This window comes from Kribbella sp. NPDC056345 (assembly GCF_042262745.1).
GTDB lineage: Bacteria > Actinomycetota > Actinomycetes > Propionibacteriales > Kribbellaceae > Kribbella.
The window spans coordinates 314,450-328,307 of the sequence record NZ_JBHJQQ010000009.1 but is presented as its reverse complement, the minus strand read 5'-3'; the positions used below and the strand labels follow the sequence as shown (position 1 = coordinate 328,307).

The window sequence follows — 13,858 nt, the reverse complement described above, 5'->3', positions numbered from 1 at the left end:
CGCGGCGTCCTCACCGGCGCCGCGGCCGGGCTCTGTACGAGGAAGGTCGCGATGCTCTCGGTTCTCACCGACAACTGGGATCTGTTCCGGGACGGTTTCTGGCTGACGATCAGGTTGTTCCTGGTCTCCGCCGTGCTCAGCATGGTGCTCGGCACCCTCCTGGGTGCCTTCCGGGTGTCCCCGATCCCGGCGCTGCGTGCCGTCGGCACCGGCTACGTGAACACGCTGCGGAACACACCACTGACGCTGGTCTTCGCCTTCCTGTTCTTCGGCGCGGCCAAGATGGACCTGGCCCTCCCGTCGCCGTACTGGACCGCGGTCGGCGCGCTGACGATCTACACCTCGGCGTTCGTCTGCGAGGTGGTCCGCTCCGGAATCAACACCATCTCCCCCGGCCAGTCCGAGGCCGCTCGAGCGGTCGGTATGACGTTCATCCAGGTCCTGACGCTGATCGTGCTGCCGCAGGCGTTCCGGGCGATCGTTCCGCCGCTGTCGAGTGTGTTCATCGCGTTGCTGAAGAACACCACGATCGCGGCCGGTTTCTCGGTGGTCGAGGCCGGTGCGATTCCGGCCGCGATGTCCGAGCGGGGTGAGAACCAGCTGCTCACGCTGGTCTGGATCACGGTCGGCTTCCTGATTCTCATCGTCCCACTGATCTTCCTGCAGCGGTGGGCCGAACGACGGACGGCGGTGGCCTGATGAGCACGGTCCTGTACGAGGTTCCCGGTCCCAAGGGCAAGACCCGCAACCGGATCTCCAACATCATCGTGGTGATCGCCGTCCTCGGCGCCGCCGCCTGGCTGATCCACCGGATGTACACCCACGGTCAGTTCGAGGGCCGGCTCTGGCGGCAGTTCGAGTACGCCGCGATCCAGCGGGAGCTGCTCACCGGGCTCCTCAACACGCTGCGTGCGGCCGGACTGGCCGCCGTACTGGCGCTGCTGTTCGGCGCGGTCTTCGCCGCGGCGCGGATCAGCGACCACAAGTGGGTCCGGGTGCCGGCGACGTACGTCGTCGAGCTGTTCCGGGCGATCCCGCTGCTGATCCTGATGTTCTTCTTCTACTACGCGAACATCCAGTTCCAGTGGGGGCTGACCCCGTTCGCGGCGGTCGTGTTCGGGCTGACGCTGTACAACGGTTCGGTGCTGGCCGAGATCTTCCGGGCCGGGATCGCCGCCGTACCGAAGGGTCAGCGCGAAGCGGCGTACGCGATCGGCCTGCGTAAGAACCAGGTCGTCCGCCTGGTCCTGCTGCCGCAGGCGATCAGCGCGATGCTGCCGGCGATCGTGTCCCAGATGGTCGTCCTGCTGAAGGACACCGCGCTCGGCTTCATCATCACCTACGCCGAGCTGCTGTACGTCGCCAAGCAGATGGGTGGCCGGCTGACCTACGGGTTCCCGTACATCCCGACGTACATCGTCACCGCGATCATCTACATCGGCCTGTGCTCTTTGCTGTCGGTGCTGGCCCGCTACCTCGAGGGCCGCTCCCGGCGCCGCCGCAAGATCACCGGCGCCCCGCCGCCGATCACCAAGGCACCGGACATCGCCACCACCGGCGAAAGCATCTGAACACGACGATGGCCCCTCCCGCAGTCTCGGGAGGGGCCTTCGTCATGGCAGCTTGACCAGACCGGTGACGAAGGTGCCGGCGAAGTGCTCGGGCGTCAGCCGGACCTCAGTCAGGTGCTCCATCAGCGCGTACGCCGCCTCGTGCACCGGGCCGATGTCGTAGTCGTCCCCGGAGTCCACGACCTCGAGGCCCAGGCGCTCCATCTCGTCGTACAGGCTGTCCGGGTCGGAGCCGTCGCGCTCGCAGGCGAACGCCGGTTCGAAGCGCAGCTTCAGCTCACCGTCCTCGTACCAGCAGAAGTTGCCGCCGCCCTTCGGGTTCTCCTCGATCACCACGAGCCGGCTGCCGGCCGAGAGCGCGCCGGCCCACGCCGCCGCAAACCCGTTCGGCTCGACCCACAGGGTCCAGCCCTCATCGAGGGTCCGGGCCGCGCTGAGCGCCGTACCACTGGAGGACTCGACGGCGAAAGATCTCTCGACGGCCTCGGGCAGAGTCATCGGCCCACCGCGCTCCTGCGCGGCGAGCCGGTCGAGCAATTCGTCTGCGGTGATTCCGCGCAGCATCGAGACACAGAAGTAGGGCGCGTGGCCGCGCTGGGTCCACGCGTAGTCCTCAGGGGAAGCCATGCCGGACAGTGTGCCTGCCCGGCCCGACAGTTTCTGTTCAGCGCAAGGTGTTGAAGGAGTCGCGGAGGATTTCGAGGGCCTCGGTGGTTTCTTCCTCGGTCAGGGTCATCGGCGGGGCCATCCGGAGGACGTTGCCGTAGAGGCCGCCCTTGCCGATCAGGAGGCCGCGGTTCTTGGTCTCCTGCTGGAGTTTGGCGGTGGTGGCCGCGTCCGGGGTGTTGTCGGCCGGGTTGACGATCTCGGTGGCGAGCATCAGACCCTTGCCCCGGACGTCGGCGAGCTCGGGGAACTCCTCGGCGATCCCGCGCAGGCCGTCGGCCAGCTGGGCACCGCGCTTGGCCGCGTTCGCCTGCAGGTCGTGGTCGAGCAGGTAGTCGATGGTGGCCTTGGCGGCGCTGGTGGAGATCGGGTTGCCGCCGAACGTCGACAGGGAGTTCGCCTTGATGCTGTCCATCAGTTCGGGTTTGGCGACCACGCCGCCGATCGCGAAGCCGTTGCCGAGGCCCTTCGCGAACGTCATGGCATCCGGTACGACGCCGTGCGCCTGGATGCCCCAGAAGTGTTCGCCGGTGCGGCCCCAGCCGGTCTGGACCTCGTCGGAGATGAACAGGATGCCGTATTCGTCGAGCACCTCCTTGAAGGCGCCGTACAGGCCGTCGGGCGGGGAGGCGAAACCGCCGACGCCCTGGATCGGCTCGGCGATCAGGCAGGCGACGTCACCGGCGGTCGTGGTCTCGATGACGTTGCGCAGGTCGTCGACGCAGACCTTGATGTAGTCGGCGTCCGGCAGGTCCCGGAACGGGCTGCGGAAGCGGTACGCGCCCTGCAGGTACTGGACGTTGACCGGTGACAGGCTGCTCGCGGACCAGCCGCGGTTGCCGGTGATCGCGACGGTGCCGAAGGCGCGGCCGTGGTACGAGTTCCGCATCGCCAGAACCTGGTTGGAACGGCGGTTCTGGGTGGCGAGCAGGAGGGCGGCCTCGTTCGCCTCGGTCCCGGAGTTGGCGAAGAAGACCTTCGCGTTCTCGATCCCGGACAGCTTGGCGATCTGCTCGGCCAGCTCGATCTGCTTGCGGATCAGGTACACCGTGGAGGTGTGCGCGATCCCGCTGCTCAGCTGCTCCCGCACCGCGTCCGAGATCTCCGCGATGTCGTAGCCGATCGCGTTGGTCAGGATGCCGGCGAAGAAGTCGAGATAGCTGTTGCCCTCACCGTCGGTGACCCGGCGGCCGGATCCCTGGACGATCTCGATCGGCTCCTCGTAGTACAACGCGAGCCAGTCCGGCATGACGGCCTTGTGACGCTCCCAGAGCTCCGCATGTGTCATGTCCTAAGCATTACCTCAAAGCGCGGCCTGCTGATAGTAGGCACCTATGGCGATTAGGGTGCTCTGCGTGACACAGCCGAGTATCCCGCACGTGGACATCGAGTCCCTGGAGCACTTCGACCGCGTCCTGGCCGCCGGTGCGACCGCCATGGCCGGGTGGCGGGTCCAGTCGGTGGATCTGACCGGCCGTACGGCGGAGCTGCTCGGACTGAACCCGCTGGGTGCACTGTTCCTCGGCTGCCTGCTGGAGGAGAAGTCCGACCGCTGGATCCGCGACGGTGGCGGGCTGGTGTTCCCTGCGATCCCGGAGCTGCCGTTCGACTCGTACCGCGGCACGCTGTACACCGCAGAGGAGCTGTACGCCGGTCTGGAGCGTGGGTACGACGCCACCCCGGATGCCCGCATCTACGCCTGGTCACGGCAGCATGACGAGCGCGGTGACACCAGCCGCACGCTCGCAGCCGCCCTGCACGACCACGCGATCGCAGACGCACTCCACGAGCTCCCGGACACCGGTCCCTGGGTCGGCGTGATGGGCGGCCACGGGATCGCCCGCACCGACCCGACGTACCGGGCTGCTGTCCTGCTCGGCCGCAAGCTCGCCCGCGACGGCCGCACCGTCGTCACCGGCGGCGGCCCGGGCGCCATGGAGGCGGCCAACCTCGGCAGCAGCCTGTCGTCGTACGACGATGCAGCCGTGGACGCGGCTCTCCAGTCGCTCGCGACCGCCCCGTCGTTCCGGCCGTCGATCGGCGACTGGGCTCTGAGCGGCCTCGCCGTACGGCGGGAGTTCCCGGGCGACGGCGGTGTTTCGATCCCCACCTGGTTCTACGGCCACGAGCCGCCGAACGTCTTCGCCACCTCGATCGCGAAGTACTTCTCCAACGCGCTCCGTGAGGACGTCCTGCTCAGCCGAGCCCGCGGTGGCATCCTCTACCTGCCGGGTGCTGCTGGCACCGTCCAGGAGATCTTCCAGGCGGTCACGCCGAACTACTACGGCGACCCTGCGACCCAGATCCCGCTCATCCTGGTGGGTGTCGAGCACTGGACGGTCCGCCTCCCCGTCTGGCCGCTCCTGCAGTCGCTGGCCGCAAACCGCCCGATGGGGTCCTCGATCCGCCTCGTCGACAGCATCGACGAGGCGGCCGCTCTCGTCAGCTGACGCGAGTCGGCTTGAACTGCATCTGGGGGTTGGCGTAGGCCTCCTGCGACTCGACGAGCTGCAGCTCACGCTCACCCGACTCGTGGGTGTTGGTGAGGAGGTCGAAGACGCTTGAGGTGGTGCGGGCCAGGGCGTCGGCCAGGTCGCCGGTGCGGCGGTAGTGGGCTGTGAAGAGGGCTGCGGTGACGTCGCCGGAGCCGTTGGCCTTCATGGGGATGTACGGCGTTTGGACGAGCCAGGCGCCGGTGTCGTCGACGGCGAGCATCTCGATGGTGCCGTCCTCGCGGTCGGGGCGCTCCACGCTCGTGACCAGGACGGTGCGGGGGCCGGTGGCGCGGACGAGTTCTACCGCGGCCAGAGTGGACTCGAGGGTGTCCGGCTCGGTGTCGGTCAGGAAGCCCAGCTCGAACTGGTTGGGCGTGATGATGTCGGCCGCCGGGACCACACGATCCTTGAGGAGGATGGGGATCGCGGGGGCGACGAAGCAGCCGGATTTTGCGTTGCCCATGACGGGGTCGCAGGAGTAGACCGCTTGGGGGTTGGCCGCCTTCACCCGCTGCACCGTCTCGAGGATGACGTCGGCGATGCCCTCACCGCCCTGGTAGCCCGACAGCACCGCGTCGATCCGCGGAAACGCTCCCCGCTCCTCGATGCCCAGCAGCACCTCACGCACGTCGTCCGGGCTGATCAGCGGCCCGCGCCAGGCGCCGTACCCGGTGTGGTTGGAGAAGTTCACCGTGTACACCGGCAGCACCTCCACTCCGATGCGCTGGAGCGGGAAGACGGCAGCCGAGTTGCCCACGTGCCCATAGGCCACCGCGGACTGGATGGAGAGGATCTTCACTCCCCGATCATCCCATCCAGTCGTTTGGTGAGCTTCACGTCCTCCTCGTGGAAGCCGAGACTGCGGTAGAAAGCCCGTGCGTTGGCGTTGGCAGCACCGGTGTCGAGAGTGAGTGTGGGCACGCCCGCCCGTCTCGCGTGCTCGCTGACCGTGTCGATGAGAGCTCGCCCAACGCCTCGGCCTTCGTGCTGCTGCGAAACGACCAGCTCACCGACGTACAGCTCGGAGCTCCCGGACCAGTGCGACCGCAGCTGGCCGGATACGAACCCGGCGACTGCACCGGTCAGCTCCGCGACGTAAACGAAGCGGTCTCGCTCGTCTGCGCGCTCTAGAGCCTCAGAAACCCAGGCTGTTACGGCGGCGAGCACCTGTGCGGTGTCGCGCCAAGGGGCGACGCCCTCGGTGAGGCGTGGGGCGAGTGCGAGTACGGCGTCCCGGTCGGTGGACTGGTATGGCCGGATCTGCATCGGCTACCGGCTCAGCCGGCGCTCAGCCTCTTCGAGGAAGAGGTCTACCTCCATGACGTCGTAGCCCTCGCGGATGCGCACCGAGGAGAACTGCTTGGTGCTGATCTCCCGTGCGGTGACGGGACGGTCGACCGGTACGCCGTTCACGGTCGCGAGCACGCGGTCGACGAAGTCGTCGACCTCCTCCATGTCGTAGCCCTCGCGGAGCTTGACGGGGGTGAAGCGCGGCGGCTCGAGGAACTGGCGCTGGGCCGGCGCCTGGGCCGCCTGGTCCACCGGGCGAGCGACCGCGGGCGGGGCGGCGGCCATGCCCTGGGCGGCTTGGTCGAGGAACGCGTCGACCTCGTCCACCGAGTAGCCCTCGCGGAAGCGGACTGGGGTGAAGCTGGCGTTGCGGATGTCGGCTGCGGTCACCGGGGCGTCGACGTACCGGCCCTCGACGGTGGCGGCGAGGCGTTCGACGAAGGCGTTCACCTCGTCGATGTCGTAGCCCTCGCGCCAGCGGACGCGGGTGAACATCAGGCGCTACTTGCTGGCGGCGGCGAGCTGGCCGCAGGCGCCGTCGATCTCCTGGCCGCGGGTATCGCGGACGGTGGTGGAGATGCCGCCGGCCTGGAGGCGGCGGACGAACTCGCGCTCGTCGGCGGGGTCCGAGGCGGTCCACTTGGAGCCGGGGGTGGGGTTCAGGGGGATCAGGTTGACGTGCACCCAGCCCCAGTCGCCGCGGGCGCGGAGCTTCTCGGCGAGCAGGTCGGCGCGCCAGGCGTGGTCGTTGATGTCGCGGATCATCGCGTACTCGATGGAGACCCGGCGCTTGGTCTTCTCGGCGTAGCCCCAGGCGGCGTCGAGGACCTCGTCGACCTTCCAGCGGTTGTTGATCGGGACCAGCTCGTCGCGCAGCTCGTCGTCCGGCGCGTGCAGCGACAGGGCGAGCGTGACCGGGATGCCCTCGCCGGCGAGCTGGTTGATCCGCGGCACCAGGCCGACGGTCGAGACCGTGACGCCGCGCGCGGAGATACCGAGGCCCTCCGGCGACGGGTCGGTGAAGCGGCGGACGGCACCGATGACGGCCTTGTAGTTGGCCATCGGCTCGCCCATGCCCATGAAGACGATGTTGCTGACCCGCCCCGGACCGCCGGCGATCTCACCGCGGGCCAGTGCACGCGCCCCGTCGACGACCTGCTCGACGATCTCCGCGGTGCTCATGTTCCGGGTCAGGCCGGCCTGGCCGGTCGCACAGAACGGGCACGCCATCCCGCAACCGGCCTGCGACGAGACGCACATCGTGGTGCGGTCGGTGTAGCGCATCAGCACGGACTCGACCAGCGAACCGTCCAGCAGCTTCCACAGCGTCTTGCGCGTCGTCCCGTTGTCGCACTCCATGTCGCGGACCTTGGTCAGCAACGGCGGCATCAGGTCGGCGACGAGCTTGTCGCGGGTCGCGGCCGGCAGATCGGTCATCTCGGCCGGGTCGGACGTCAGCCGGGAGAAGTAGTGGTTCGACAGCTGCTTGGCCCGGAACGCGGGCTCTCCCAGCGCGGCGACCGCCTCGCGGCGCTCCTCCCCGGACAGGTCGGCCAAGTGCCGCGGCGGCTTCTTGGCACGGCGCGGCTCATCGAAAACGAGGGGAAGGGAGGTAGTCATAACCGACCCATTGTCACTTGGCACACCGGCCATTCACAAATTCACATCCACGACGTGCTACGGATCACGCTGAGGCGTCGTCGGCTCTGCGGTCCGAGTGGCCGAGCTGGCGGTCCGGGGCGATCCGGTCGCGCACCATCTGCTTCAGCAGCGGGATCTCGGCGAAGCCGCCCTCGGCCTTGCGGGACCACAGCATCTCCCCGTCCAGCGAGATGTCGAAGATCCCACCGGTGGACGGGACCAGCGCCACCTCACCCAGCTCCTTGGGGAACGTCGTCAGCAGCTCCTGCGCGGTCCACGCCGCCCGCATCAACCACCGGCACTGCGTGCAGTACTCGATCTCCAACCGCGGCGCTCTGCTCACCTCCTTAAACTACATTTCCATCCCATGACGCACTTCTGGGTCCACGGTGTGGGCGTCCTCGAGGACGAAGCCACCGAGCGCCTGACCAAGCGCCACCCCGGCTGGCGCTTCACCGACGGCACACCGCCGGCAGACGCCGCGTACGACGTACTGGTCGCCCGCTCCCCCACCCGCGAACTGGTTGCCGCCAGCCCGCGCTTGCGGACGCTGATCGTCCCGTTCGCGGGAGTCCGGACCGAGGTGCGCGAGCTGGTTGCCGACTTCCCGGATGTGACGCTGCGGACCGTGCACCACAACGCAGGGCCGACGGCCGAGCTTGCGGTGGCACTAGTGCTAGCCGCGGCCCGCGGCATCGTGCCTGCCGACCAGGGCATGCGCACCGGCGACTGGACCGCCCGCTACGTGCCGCCGAACCCGACCATGATTCTGGGCGGACACAGTGCGCTAGTGATCGGGTACGGCGAAGTGGGCCGCCGGATCGCCCGTGCGTTGAACGGACTCGGCATGCAGGTCCACGTGGTGCGTTCCACCGAGCAAACCGGAGTGGACGGCGACATCCGCATCCACCCGCGTTCCGAGCTGCCGAATCTGGTCAGCCACGCGCGCGTGGTCGTACTGGCTATTCCTGGCTCGCCTGCGACGGACGGTCTCTTCGGTGCGGACCTCATTGCGCAGCTGCCTGAGCCCAGCGTGCTGGTGAACGTCGCCCGCGCGACTGTGGTCGACGAACGCGCCCTCTACGAGCGCCTGCGCGCCGGTGGGATCGCTGCCGGGCTGGATGTCTGGTGGGAGGAGGCCAGGTCGGCCGATGCGGTGACCGGAGTCACCGCATCGACGTACCCGTTCCACGAGCTGCCGAACGTTGTCCTCAGCCCACATCGTGGTGGTGCGTTCAGCCTGCGGGAAGTTCGCGACCTACGTCTCGACCACGTGGACGCGATCCTGACCGAGCTGGCTCAGGCCGAGTAGCCCTTCGGGGGGATCAGCGTCGCGAGCTGGTTGAAGGTCAGCCAGTACGTCGCGTTCGGGTTGAAGCCGGCCGGATCGGCGATCAGCACCGTCGAGTCGCTGGAGTCGTACCCGATCACCGTGAAGTAGTGCCAGATCGTGTAGTTCGGGTAGCCCGGCGGGTGGTTGTTGGCCGGGGCAACGATATTCGCGACCAGCGCCCAGCCACGGTCGATGTCGTACGTGATGTCCTGCCACAGCAGGTTGCGCTGAGCCTGCGTCGGCGGGTCGTTCGGCATCTCCTTGGTCTCGTAGTAGGTGGTGCCGAGGCGACGGTTCAGCACCCGGGTGACCTGACCGATCCAGTCGGTGCCATTGGTCGTGGTGGGCAGCTCATTGGCCAGCTGCTGCTGGCTGGGCAGGTTCGACGTCTTGGCCGACAGGGCGATCCGGGTCGCGGCCGGGCCGCACCAGTAGCCGGTCTGCTGGTACTGGAACTGGATGTTCAGCGTCTTGAGCACCTGGGTGCTGTAGCCCAACTTGGGGACGGGCTTGGCCGCTGCGACGGCTTCGGCCGAGATGGCCGGCGCGGGACCGGCGATGGCGGGGGCGGACGCCATCGGCAGTGCGGTTGCGGCGACCAGGGCCAGACCGCAGAGTGCGGCCTTGATTTTCGGCGGGGTGTGTCTCATGTCAACTCCCTCAGCCTCACGGAGTGACCCGGGGTGGTCGCTCCAACACTGAGTGCATTCGAATTCCGGGCGGATGTAAACCCCTGCCCAGAATCGTCATCGTGGCGTCAGATACTCACGAGACAGTGTTTCCGCAGGTCAGCGGCCTGCAGCGGGTGTTCACCGGGCCGCGGAAAAGAGTCTGAACTTTTCGATGTTGCTCGAAGAGTGCGGGGAATGAGGCGCTCGCGGCGACCGTTGGCTTGAGGTATGGGCTTGTTGTCAGGGGTGCCGCTATCGGTTCTGGACCGGTCACGGCGACGGGCCGGCGAGTCGGAGGCCGAGACGCTGCGCGCGACCGTGGATCTGGCGCAGGAGGTCGAGAAGCTCGGCTACAAGCGTTTCTGGGTGTCTGAGCACCACAGTGTGCCTGGAGTGATCGGATCGGCCCCTACAGTGCTGGCTGCGGCCGTGGCAGCGCGCACTGACACCATCCGGGTCGGCACCGGCGGCGTGATGCTGCCGAACCATCAGCCGCTCGTAGTGGCCGAGCAGTTCGGCGTCCTGGAGTCGCTGTACCCCGGGCGGATCGACATGGGCCTCGGGCGCTCGGTCGGCTTCACCAACGGCATCCGTCGCGCTCTGGGCGTCGAGAAGGACGCGGCCGAGGACTTCGCGGCCCAGCTCAAGGAACTCCTCGGGTACTTCGACGGCACTCAGCAGGTCCATCCACAGGTACACGCCCGTCCCGGCGAGGGTCTGCGCATCCCGACGTTCATCCTGGCCATCGGTGAGGGCGCTGCGCTGGCCGCGTCCTTCGGGCTGCCCTTGGTGATCGCGGGTGTGAAGGGCGAGGCAGAGCTCGTGCAGCTGGTTGAGCGTTACCGGGCCGAGTTCCGCCCGTCCACGTCGGCTTCGCGACCGTACGTCGTACTGGCGGCGACGGCGGCGGTTGCACCGACGACTGAGCAGGCCAGGGAGCTGTTGCTGCCGGAGGCGTGGGCGACCGCCTACACGCGGACGCGCGGGGTGTTTCCGCCGCTGGAGTCCGCTCCCCCGGCCGAGATGACGGCGAAGGAACGGGAGTTCTTCGACAAGGCGTTGGCCGGACAGATCTACGGAACCCCGGCTGAGGTCGACACCGCGCTCGGCGGGCTGGTACGGCGTACTGGCGCGGACGAGGTCCTGGTCACCACGAACACGTTCGACCGTGGTGACCTGGTCGCGTCCTACACCGCGCTAGCGGAGCTTGCTAAAGGTTGATGCGCTCCTCGAGGCGCTTGCGCACCTCGGGCCACTCGTCGGCCAGGATCGAGAACACGACAGTGTCGCGCCACGACCCGTCGGCCTGCGCCATGTGCCGGCGCAGCACGCCTTCACGCGTCGCACCGAGCTTGGCGATCGCGGCCTGGGACCGGGTGTTCTTCAGGCCGGTCTGGATCTTCAGGCGGCCGAATCCACAGTCTTCGAAGGCGTGCTTCATCAGCAGTAGCTTGGTCGCCGGGTTGACCGCAGTCCCCCAGACCGACGGCGCGTAACCCGTCCAGCCGAGGTGGATCCGCTCGTTCGGTACGTCGACATCGCCGAGACTCGACGTACCGATCAGGGTGCCGGCCGCGCCAAGGGGGCCATCGGCAACCAACCGGACGGCGTACGCGAATCGCTTGGCCGCAGCGGGAATCCAGGACTCCCGCATCTCAGCTGCACTCTTCGGCGCCACACCACCGCCGAAGCCGCCGGCGTACACCTGCTCGTTGCCGATCGCGGCAAAGAGCTCGTCGTAGTCGTTGTCCTGCAGGCGATCCAGGCGGACCACCTCACCCACCAGCGAACGCCCGTCCGGTGCGATCGTCATGGCCTCACCCCTTCACCAGAAGATGCAGCAGCAGCCACACCGCGGGCGCCGTCGCCAGCAGCGAGTCCAGCCGGTCCATCACACCGCCGTGACCGGGCAGCAGGTTCGACATGTCCTTGATGCCCAGGTCGCGCTTGATCATCGACTCACCCAGGTCACCGACGGTCGCGGTCACCACAGCCACCGCACCGACGATCGCGCCGACCCACCAGTGCCCGTCGAGCAGGAAGACGACCGAGGCGATACCGGCACCGACACAGAACAGCGTCGAACCGGCGAACCCCTCCCAGGACTTCTTCGGGCTGATCGTCGGCGCCATCGGATGCTTGCCGAACAGGACACCGGCCACGTAACCGCCGACATCGCTGGCGACGACCACCAGGAAGAACGTGAGGACCCGCAGCGGCCCGTCGGCGTCCGGCTGGACCAGCAGGATCGCGAACCCGGCCAGCAGCGGCACATACCCGATCAGGAAGATCCCGGCGCTGGTGTCCCGGACGAACCCGACCGAACCGCCCGGCATCCGCCAGAAGAGCGTGGCCAGGACCGTGCCCGCCATCGCGACCAGCAGCGCCATCGGTCCGCCGAAGTACGCGGCGACCAGCATCGCCGCCGTACCGATGAAGACCGGGACCCGCGGGATCACCGCGCCACCGGTCCGCAGCGACTTGATCATCTCGTCCACGGCCACCAGGACGGCGGCCAGGACGACGAAGATGAACAGCACCTTCTCCCAGAACAGGGAGCCGATGATGACCACACCCAGACCGAGGCCGACCCCGATCGCGGCGGGCAGGTTACGCCCGGCGCGACCCGGATCCGGCGTGGGTTTCGGACTCGGTGCGGGCGGCGTGCTCTCGACGCCCATCACACCTCGAGCAGTTCGGCTTCCTTGTGCTTGAGCAGCTGGTCGATCGAGTCGACGTACTTCTTCGTCATCCCGTCGAGCCGCTTCTCAGCACTCTTGCCCTCGTCCTCGCCGGCTTCGCCGTCCTTGACCGACTTGTCGATCGAGTCCTTGGCGTGCCGGCGGATGCTGCGCACCGAGATCTTGGCGTCCTCGCCCTTGGTCTTGGCGACCTTGATGTACTCCTTGCGGCGGTCCTCGGTGAGCTGCGGCATCGTGACCCGGATGACCGAGCCGTCGTTACCGGGGTTCACGCCCAGGTCGGAGTCGCGGATCGCCTTCTCGATCGCGGCCATCGCGCCCTTGTCGTACGGCGAGATGAGCACGGTCCGCGGGTCCGGGACCTGGAAACCGGCCAGCTGCTGCAGGGGCGTCGGGGAACCGTAGTAGTCCGCCACGATGTTCGAGAACATCGACGGGTGCGCGCGGCCGGTACGGATCGCGGCGAAATCGTCCTTGGCGACCTCCACGGCCTTCGCCATCTTCTGCTCGGCTTCGCGGAGTGCTTCGTCGATCACGACATTCCTCGCTTCCTCAGGGCCGCGCCGGCGCGGCCACCTCAAACCCTACGCACGGAAGGTCCGCCGGATCGCGGACATCCACCCGTGTCGACCGATCCTAGTGGTACGGCGGCGATCGCCGTACCACTGCCCTGCGGGGAACCGTGGCTCAGCCCGGTGCGACGACCGTCCCGATCTTGTCCCCGTGCACGACCCGGGCGATATTGCCCTCCTCGAGACCGAAGATCACGATCGGCAGCGCGTTGTCGCGGGCCAGGCTGATCGCGGTCGCGTCGGCGACCCGCAGACCGCGGGCCAGGAAGTCGTCGTACGAGAGCTGGTCGAACTTGACCGCGTCCGGGTTCGTCTTCGGGTCGGAGTCGTAGACACCGTCCACGCCCTGCTTGCCCATCAGCAGCGCCTCGGCGCCGACCTCGAGCGCGCGCTGGGCGGCCACCGTGTCGGTGGAGAAGTACGGCATCCCGGAGCCCGCACCGAAGATGACCACGCGGCCCTTCTCCAGGTGCCGCTCGGCCTTGCGCGGGATGTACGGCTCGGCGACCTGGCCCATCGTGATGGCGGTCTGCACCCGGGTCTCGATCCCGAGCTTCTCCAGGAAGTCCTGCAGCGCCAGGCAGTTCATCACGGTGCCGAGCATGCCCATGTAGTCGGCGCGGTTGCGCTCCATCCCGCGCTGCTGGAGCTCCGCACCGCGGAAGAAGTTGCCGCCGCCGACGACGATGGCGACCTGGACACCGGCCTGGACCACCTCGGCGATCTGGCGGGCGATCGAGTTCACCACGTCGGGGTCGACGCCGAGCTTGCCGCCGCCGAACACCTCACCCGACAGTTTCAGCAGCACCCGCCGGTAGGCGGGCGAATACGGCGAAGAGGCCGGATTCGTCTCGGTACCCAGGGTTTCCGTCACGATTCCGGCCTCTCCTCGTTGCAATTGCTGTGCTGGTCGGTCC

General features: G+C 68.0%; 17 protein-coding genes. 5 read left to right on the top strand and 12 right to left on the bottom strand.

Going from position 1 to position 13,858, the window contains the following annotated elements:
• The first annotated feature begins 51 nt into the window (after nucleotides 1-51).
• Together ACFCV3_RS30605 and ACFCV3_RS30600 are read left to right on the top strand one after the other, a co-directional pair.
• The gene (locus ACFCV3_RS30605) at nucleotides 52-699 is read left to right on the top strand and encodes an amino acid ABC transporter permease (protein WP_376035691.1); all 648 of its coding nucleotides are present in this window, start codon (nucleotides 52-54) and stop codon (nucleotides 697-699) included.
• Nucleotides 699-1,571: an amino acid ABC transporter permease gene (locus tag ACFCV3_RS30600; RefSeq protein ID WP_376035689.1), complete on the top strand. Its 873-nt coding sequence runs from the start codon at nucleotides 699-701 to the stop codon at nucleotides 1,569-1,571. Before ACFCV3_RS30605 ends, ACFCV3_RS30600 begins: the two co-directional genes overlap by 1 nt.
• A gap of 42 nt (nucleotides 1,572-1,613) precedes the next feature.
• Here the strand turns inward: ACFCV3_RS30600 and ACFCV3_RS30595 are convergent, their stop codons facing one another.
• Nucleotides 1,614-2,198 (bottom strand): DUF6461 domain-containing protein, encoded by a 585-nt coding sequence (locus ACFCV3_RS30595; protein ID WP_376035687.1) that lies wholly within the window; start codon nucleotides 2,196-2,198, stop codon nucleotides 1,614-1,616.
• 37 nt (nucleotides 2,199-2,235) lie between these two features.
• Nucleotides 2,236-3,525, bottom strand: a complete 1,290-nt coding sequence (locus ACFCV3_RS30590) for an aspartate aminotransferase family protein (protein ID WP_376035685.1) — start codon at nucleotides 3,523-3,525, stop codon at nucleotides 2,236-2,238.
• Between the two features lie 67 nt (nucleotides 3,526-3,592).
• On the opposite strand from ACFCV3_RS30590, the gene ACFCV3_RS30585 reads away from it, so the two are divergent.
• Nucleotides 3,593-4,687, top strand: coding sequence for an LOG family protein (locus ACFCV3_RS30585; protein WP_376035683.1), 1,095 nt, complete (start codon nucleotides 3,593-3,595; stop codon nucleotides 4,685-4,687).
• Here ACFCV3_RS30585 and pdxY read toward each other — a convergent pair.
• The 5 genes from pdxY to ACFCV3_RS30560 all read right to left on the bottom strand — a co-directional run bounded on the left by pdxY (nucleotide 4,680) and on the right by ACFCV3_RS30560 (nucleotide 8,006).
• Nucleotides 4,680-5,531: a pyridoxal kinase PdxY gene (gene pdxY / locus ACFCV3_RS30580; RefSeq protein ID WP_376035681.1), complete on the bottom strand. Its 852-nt coding sequence runs from the start codon at nucleotides 5,529-5,531 to the stop codon at nucleotides 4,680-4,682. The genes ACFCV3_RS30585 and pdxY overlap by 8 nt on opposite strands.
• Complete coding sequence (locus ACFCV3_RS30575) at nucleotides 5,528-5,998, bottom strand: GNAT family N-acetyltransferase (RefSeq protein ID WP_376035679.1); 471 nt, start codon at nucleotides 5,996-5,998, stop codon at nucleotides 5,528-5,530. The genes pdxY and ACFCV3_RS30575 overlap by 4 nt, the downstream gene beginning before the upstream one ends.
• Before the next feature lie 3 nt (nucleotides 5,999-6,001).
• Nucleotides 6,002-6,517: a DivIVA domain-containing protein gene (locus tag ACFCV3_RS30570; RefSeq protein ID WP_376035677.1), complete on the bottom strand. Its 516-nt coding sequence runs from the start codon at nucleotides 6,515-6,517 to the stop codon at nucleotides 6,002-6,004.
• A gap of 6 nt (nucleotides 6,518-6,523) precedes the next feature.
• Complete coding sequence (gene rlmN, locus ACFCV3_RS30565; protein ID WP_132406058.1) at nucleotides 6,524-7,642, bottom strand: 23S rRNA (adenine(2503)-C(2))-methyltransferase RlmN; 1,119 nt, start codon at nucleotides 7,640-7,642, stop codon at nucleotides 6,524-6,526.
• 64 nt (nucleotides 7,643-7,706) lie between these two features.
• Entirely contained in the window at nucleotides 7,707-8,006 is a 300-nt protein-coding gene (locus ACFCV3_RS30560; RefSeq protein ID WP_376035675.1) for a SelT/SelW/SelH family protein, read from the bottom strand.
• A gap of 24 nt (nucleotides 8,007-8,030) precedes the next feature.
• Between ACFCV3_RS30560 and ACFCV3_RS30555 the strand changes: the two genes are divergently transcribed.
• Nucleotides 8,031-8,975, top strand: a complete 945-nt coding sequence (locus tag ACFCV3_RS30555; RefSeq protein ID WP_376035673.1) for an NAD(P)-dependent oxidoreductase — start codon at nucleotides 8,031-8,033, stop codon at nucleotides 8,973-8,975.
• On the opposite strand, the gene ACFCV3_RS30550 is transcribed toward ACFCV3_RS30555, so the two are convergent.
• A complete protein-coding gene (locus ACFCV3_RS30550; protein WP_376035672.1) occupies nucleotides 8,963-9,646 on the bottom strand; it encodes a C39 family peptidase in 684 nt (227 codons plus the stop codon). The genes ACFCV3_RS30555 and ACFCV3_RS30550 overlap by 13 nt on opposite strands.
• 249 nt (nucleotides 9,647-9,895) lie before the next feature.
• On the opposite strand from ACFCV3_RS30550, the gene ACFCV3_RS30545 reads away from it, so the two are divergent.
• Nucleotides 9,896-10,888: an LLM class flavin-dependent oxidoreductase gene (locus ACFCV3_RS30545; protein ID WP_376035670.1), complete on the top strand. Its 993-nt coding sequence runs from the start codon at nucleotides 9,896-9,898 to the stop codon at nucleotides 10,886-10,888.
• On the opposite strand, the gene ACFCV3_RS30540 is transcribed toward ACFCV3_RS30545, so the two are convergent.
• The 4 genes from ACFCV3_RS30540 to pyrH all read right to left on the bottom strand — a co-directional run bounded on the left by ACFCV3_RS30540 (nucleotide 10,878) and on the right by pyrH (nucleotide 13,815).
• A complete protein-coding gene (locus ACFCV3_RS30540; RefSeq protein ID WP_376035669.1) occupies nucleotides 10,878-11,480 on the bottom strand; it encodes a GNAT family N-acetyltransferase in 603 nt (200 codons plus the stop codon). The two genes, ACFCV3_RS30545 and ACFCV3_RS30540, sit on opposite strands and share 11 nt — an antisense overlap.
• 4 nt (nucleotides 11,481-11,484) lie before the next feature.
• A complete protein-coding gene (locus tag ACFCV3_RS30535) occupies nucleotides 11,485-12,348 on the bottom strand; it encodes a phosphatidate cytidylyltransferase (protein WP_376035667.1) in 864 nt (287 codons plus the stop codon).
• Nucleotides 12,348-12,905: a ribosome recycling factor gene (frr, locus tag ACFCV3_RS30530; RefSeq protein WP_132406042.1), complete on the bottom strand. Its 558-nt coding sequence runs from the start codon at nucleotides 12,903-12,905 to the stop codon at nucleotides 12,348-12,350. The genes ACFCV3_RS30535 and frr overlap by 1 nt, the downstream gene beginning before the upstream one ends.
• 151 nt (nucleotides 12,906-13,056) lie before the next feature.
• The gene (gene pyrH / locus ACFCV3_RS30525; protein WP_376035665.1) at nucleotides 13,057-13,815 is read right to left on the bottom strand and encodes a UMP kinase; all 759 of its coding nucleotides are present in this window, start codon (nucleotides 13,813-13,815) and stop codon (nucleotides 13,057-13,059) included.
• Nucleotides 13,816-13,858: the final 43 nt, after the last annotated feature.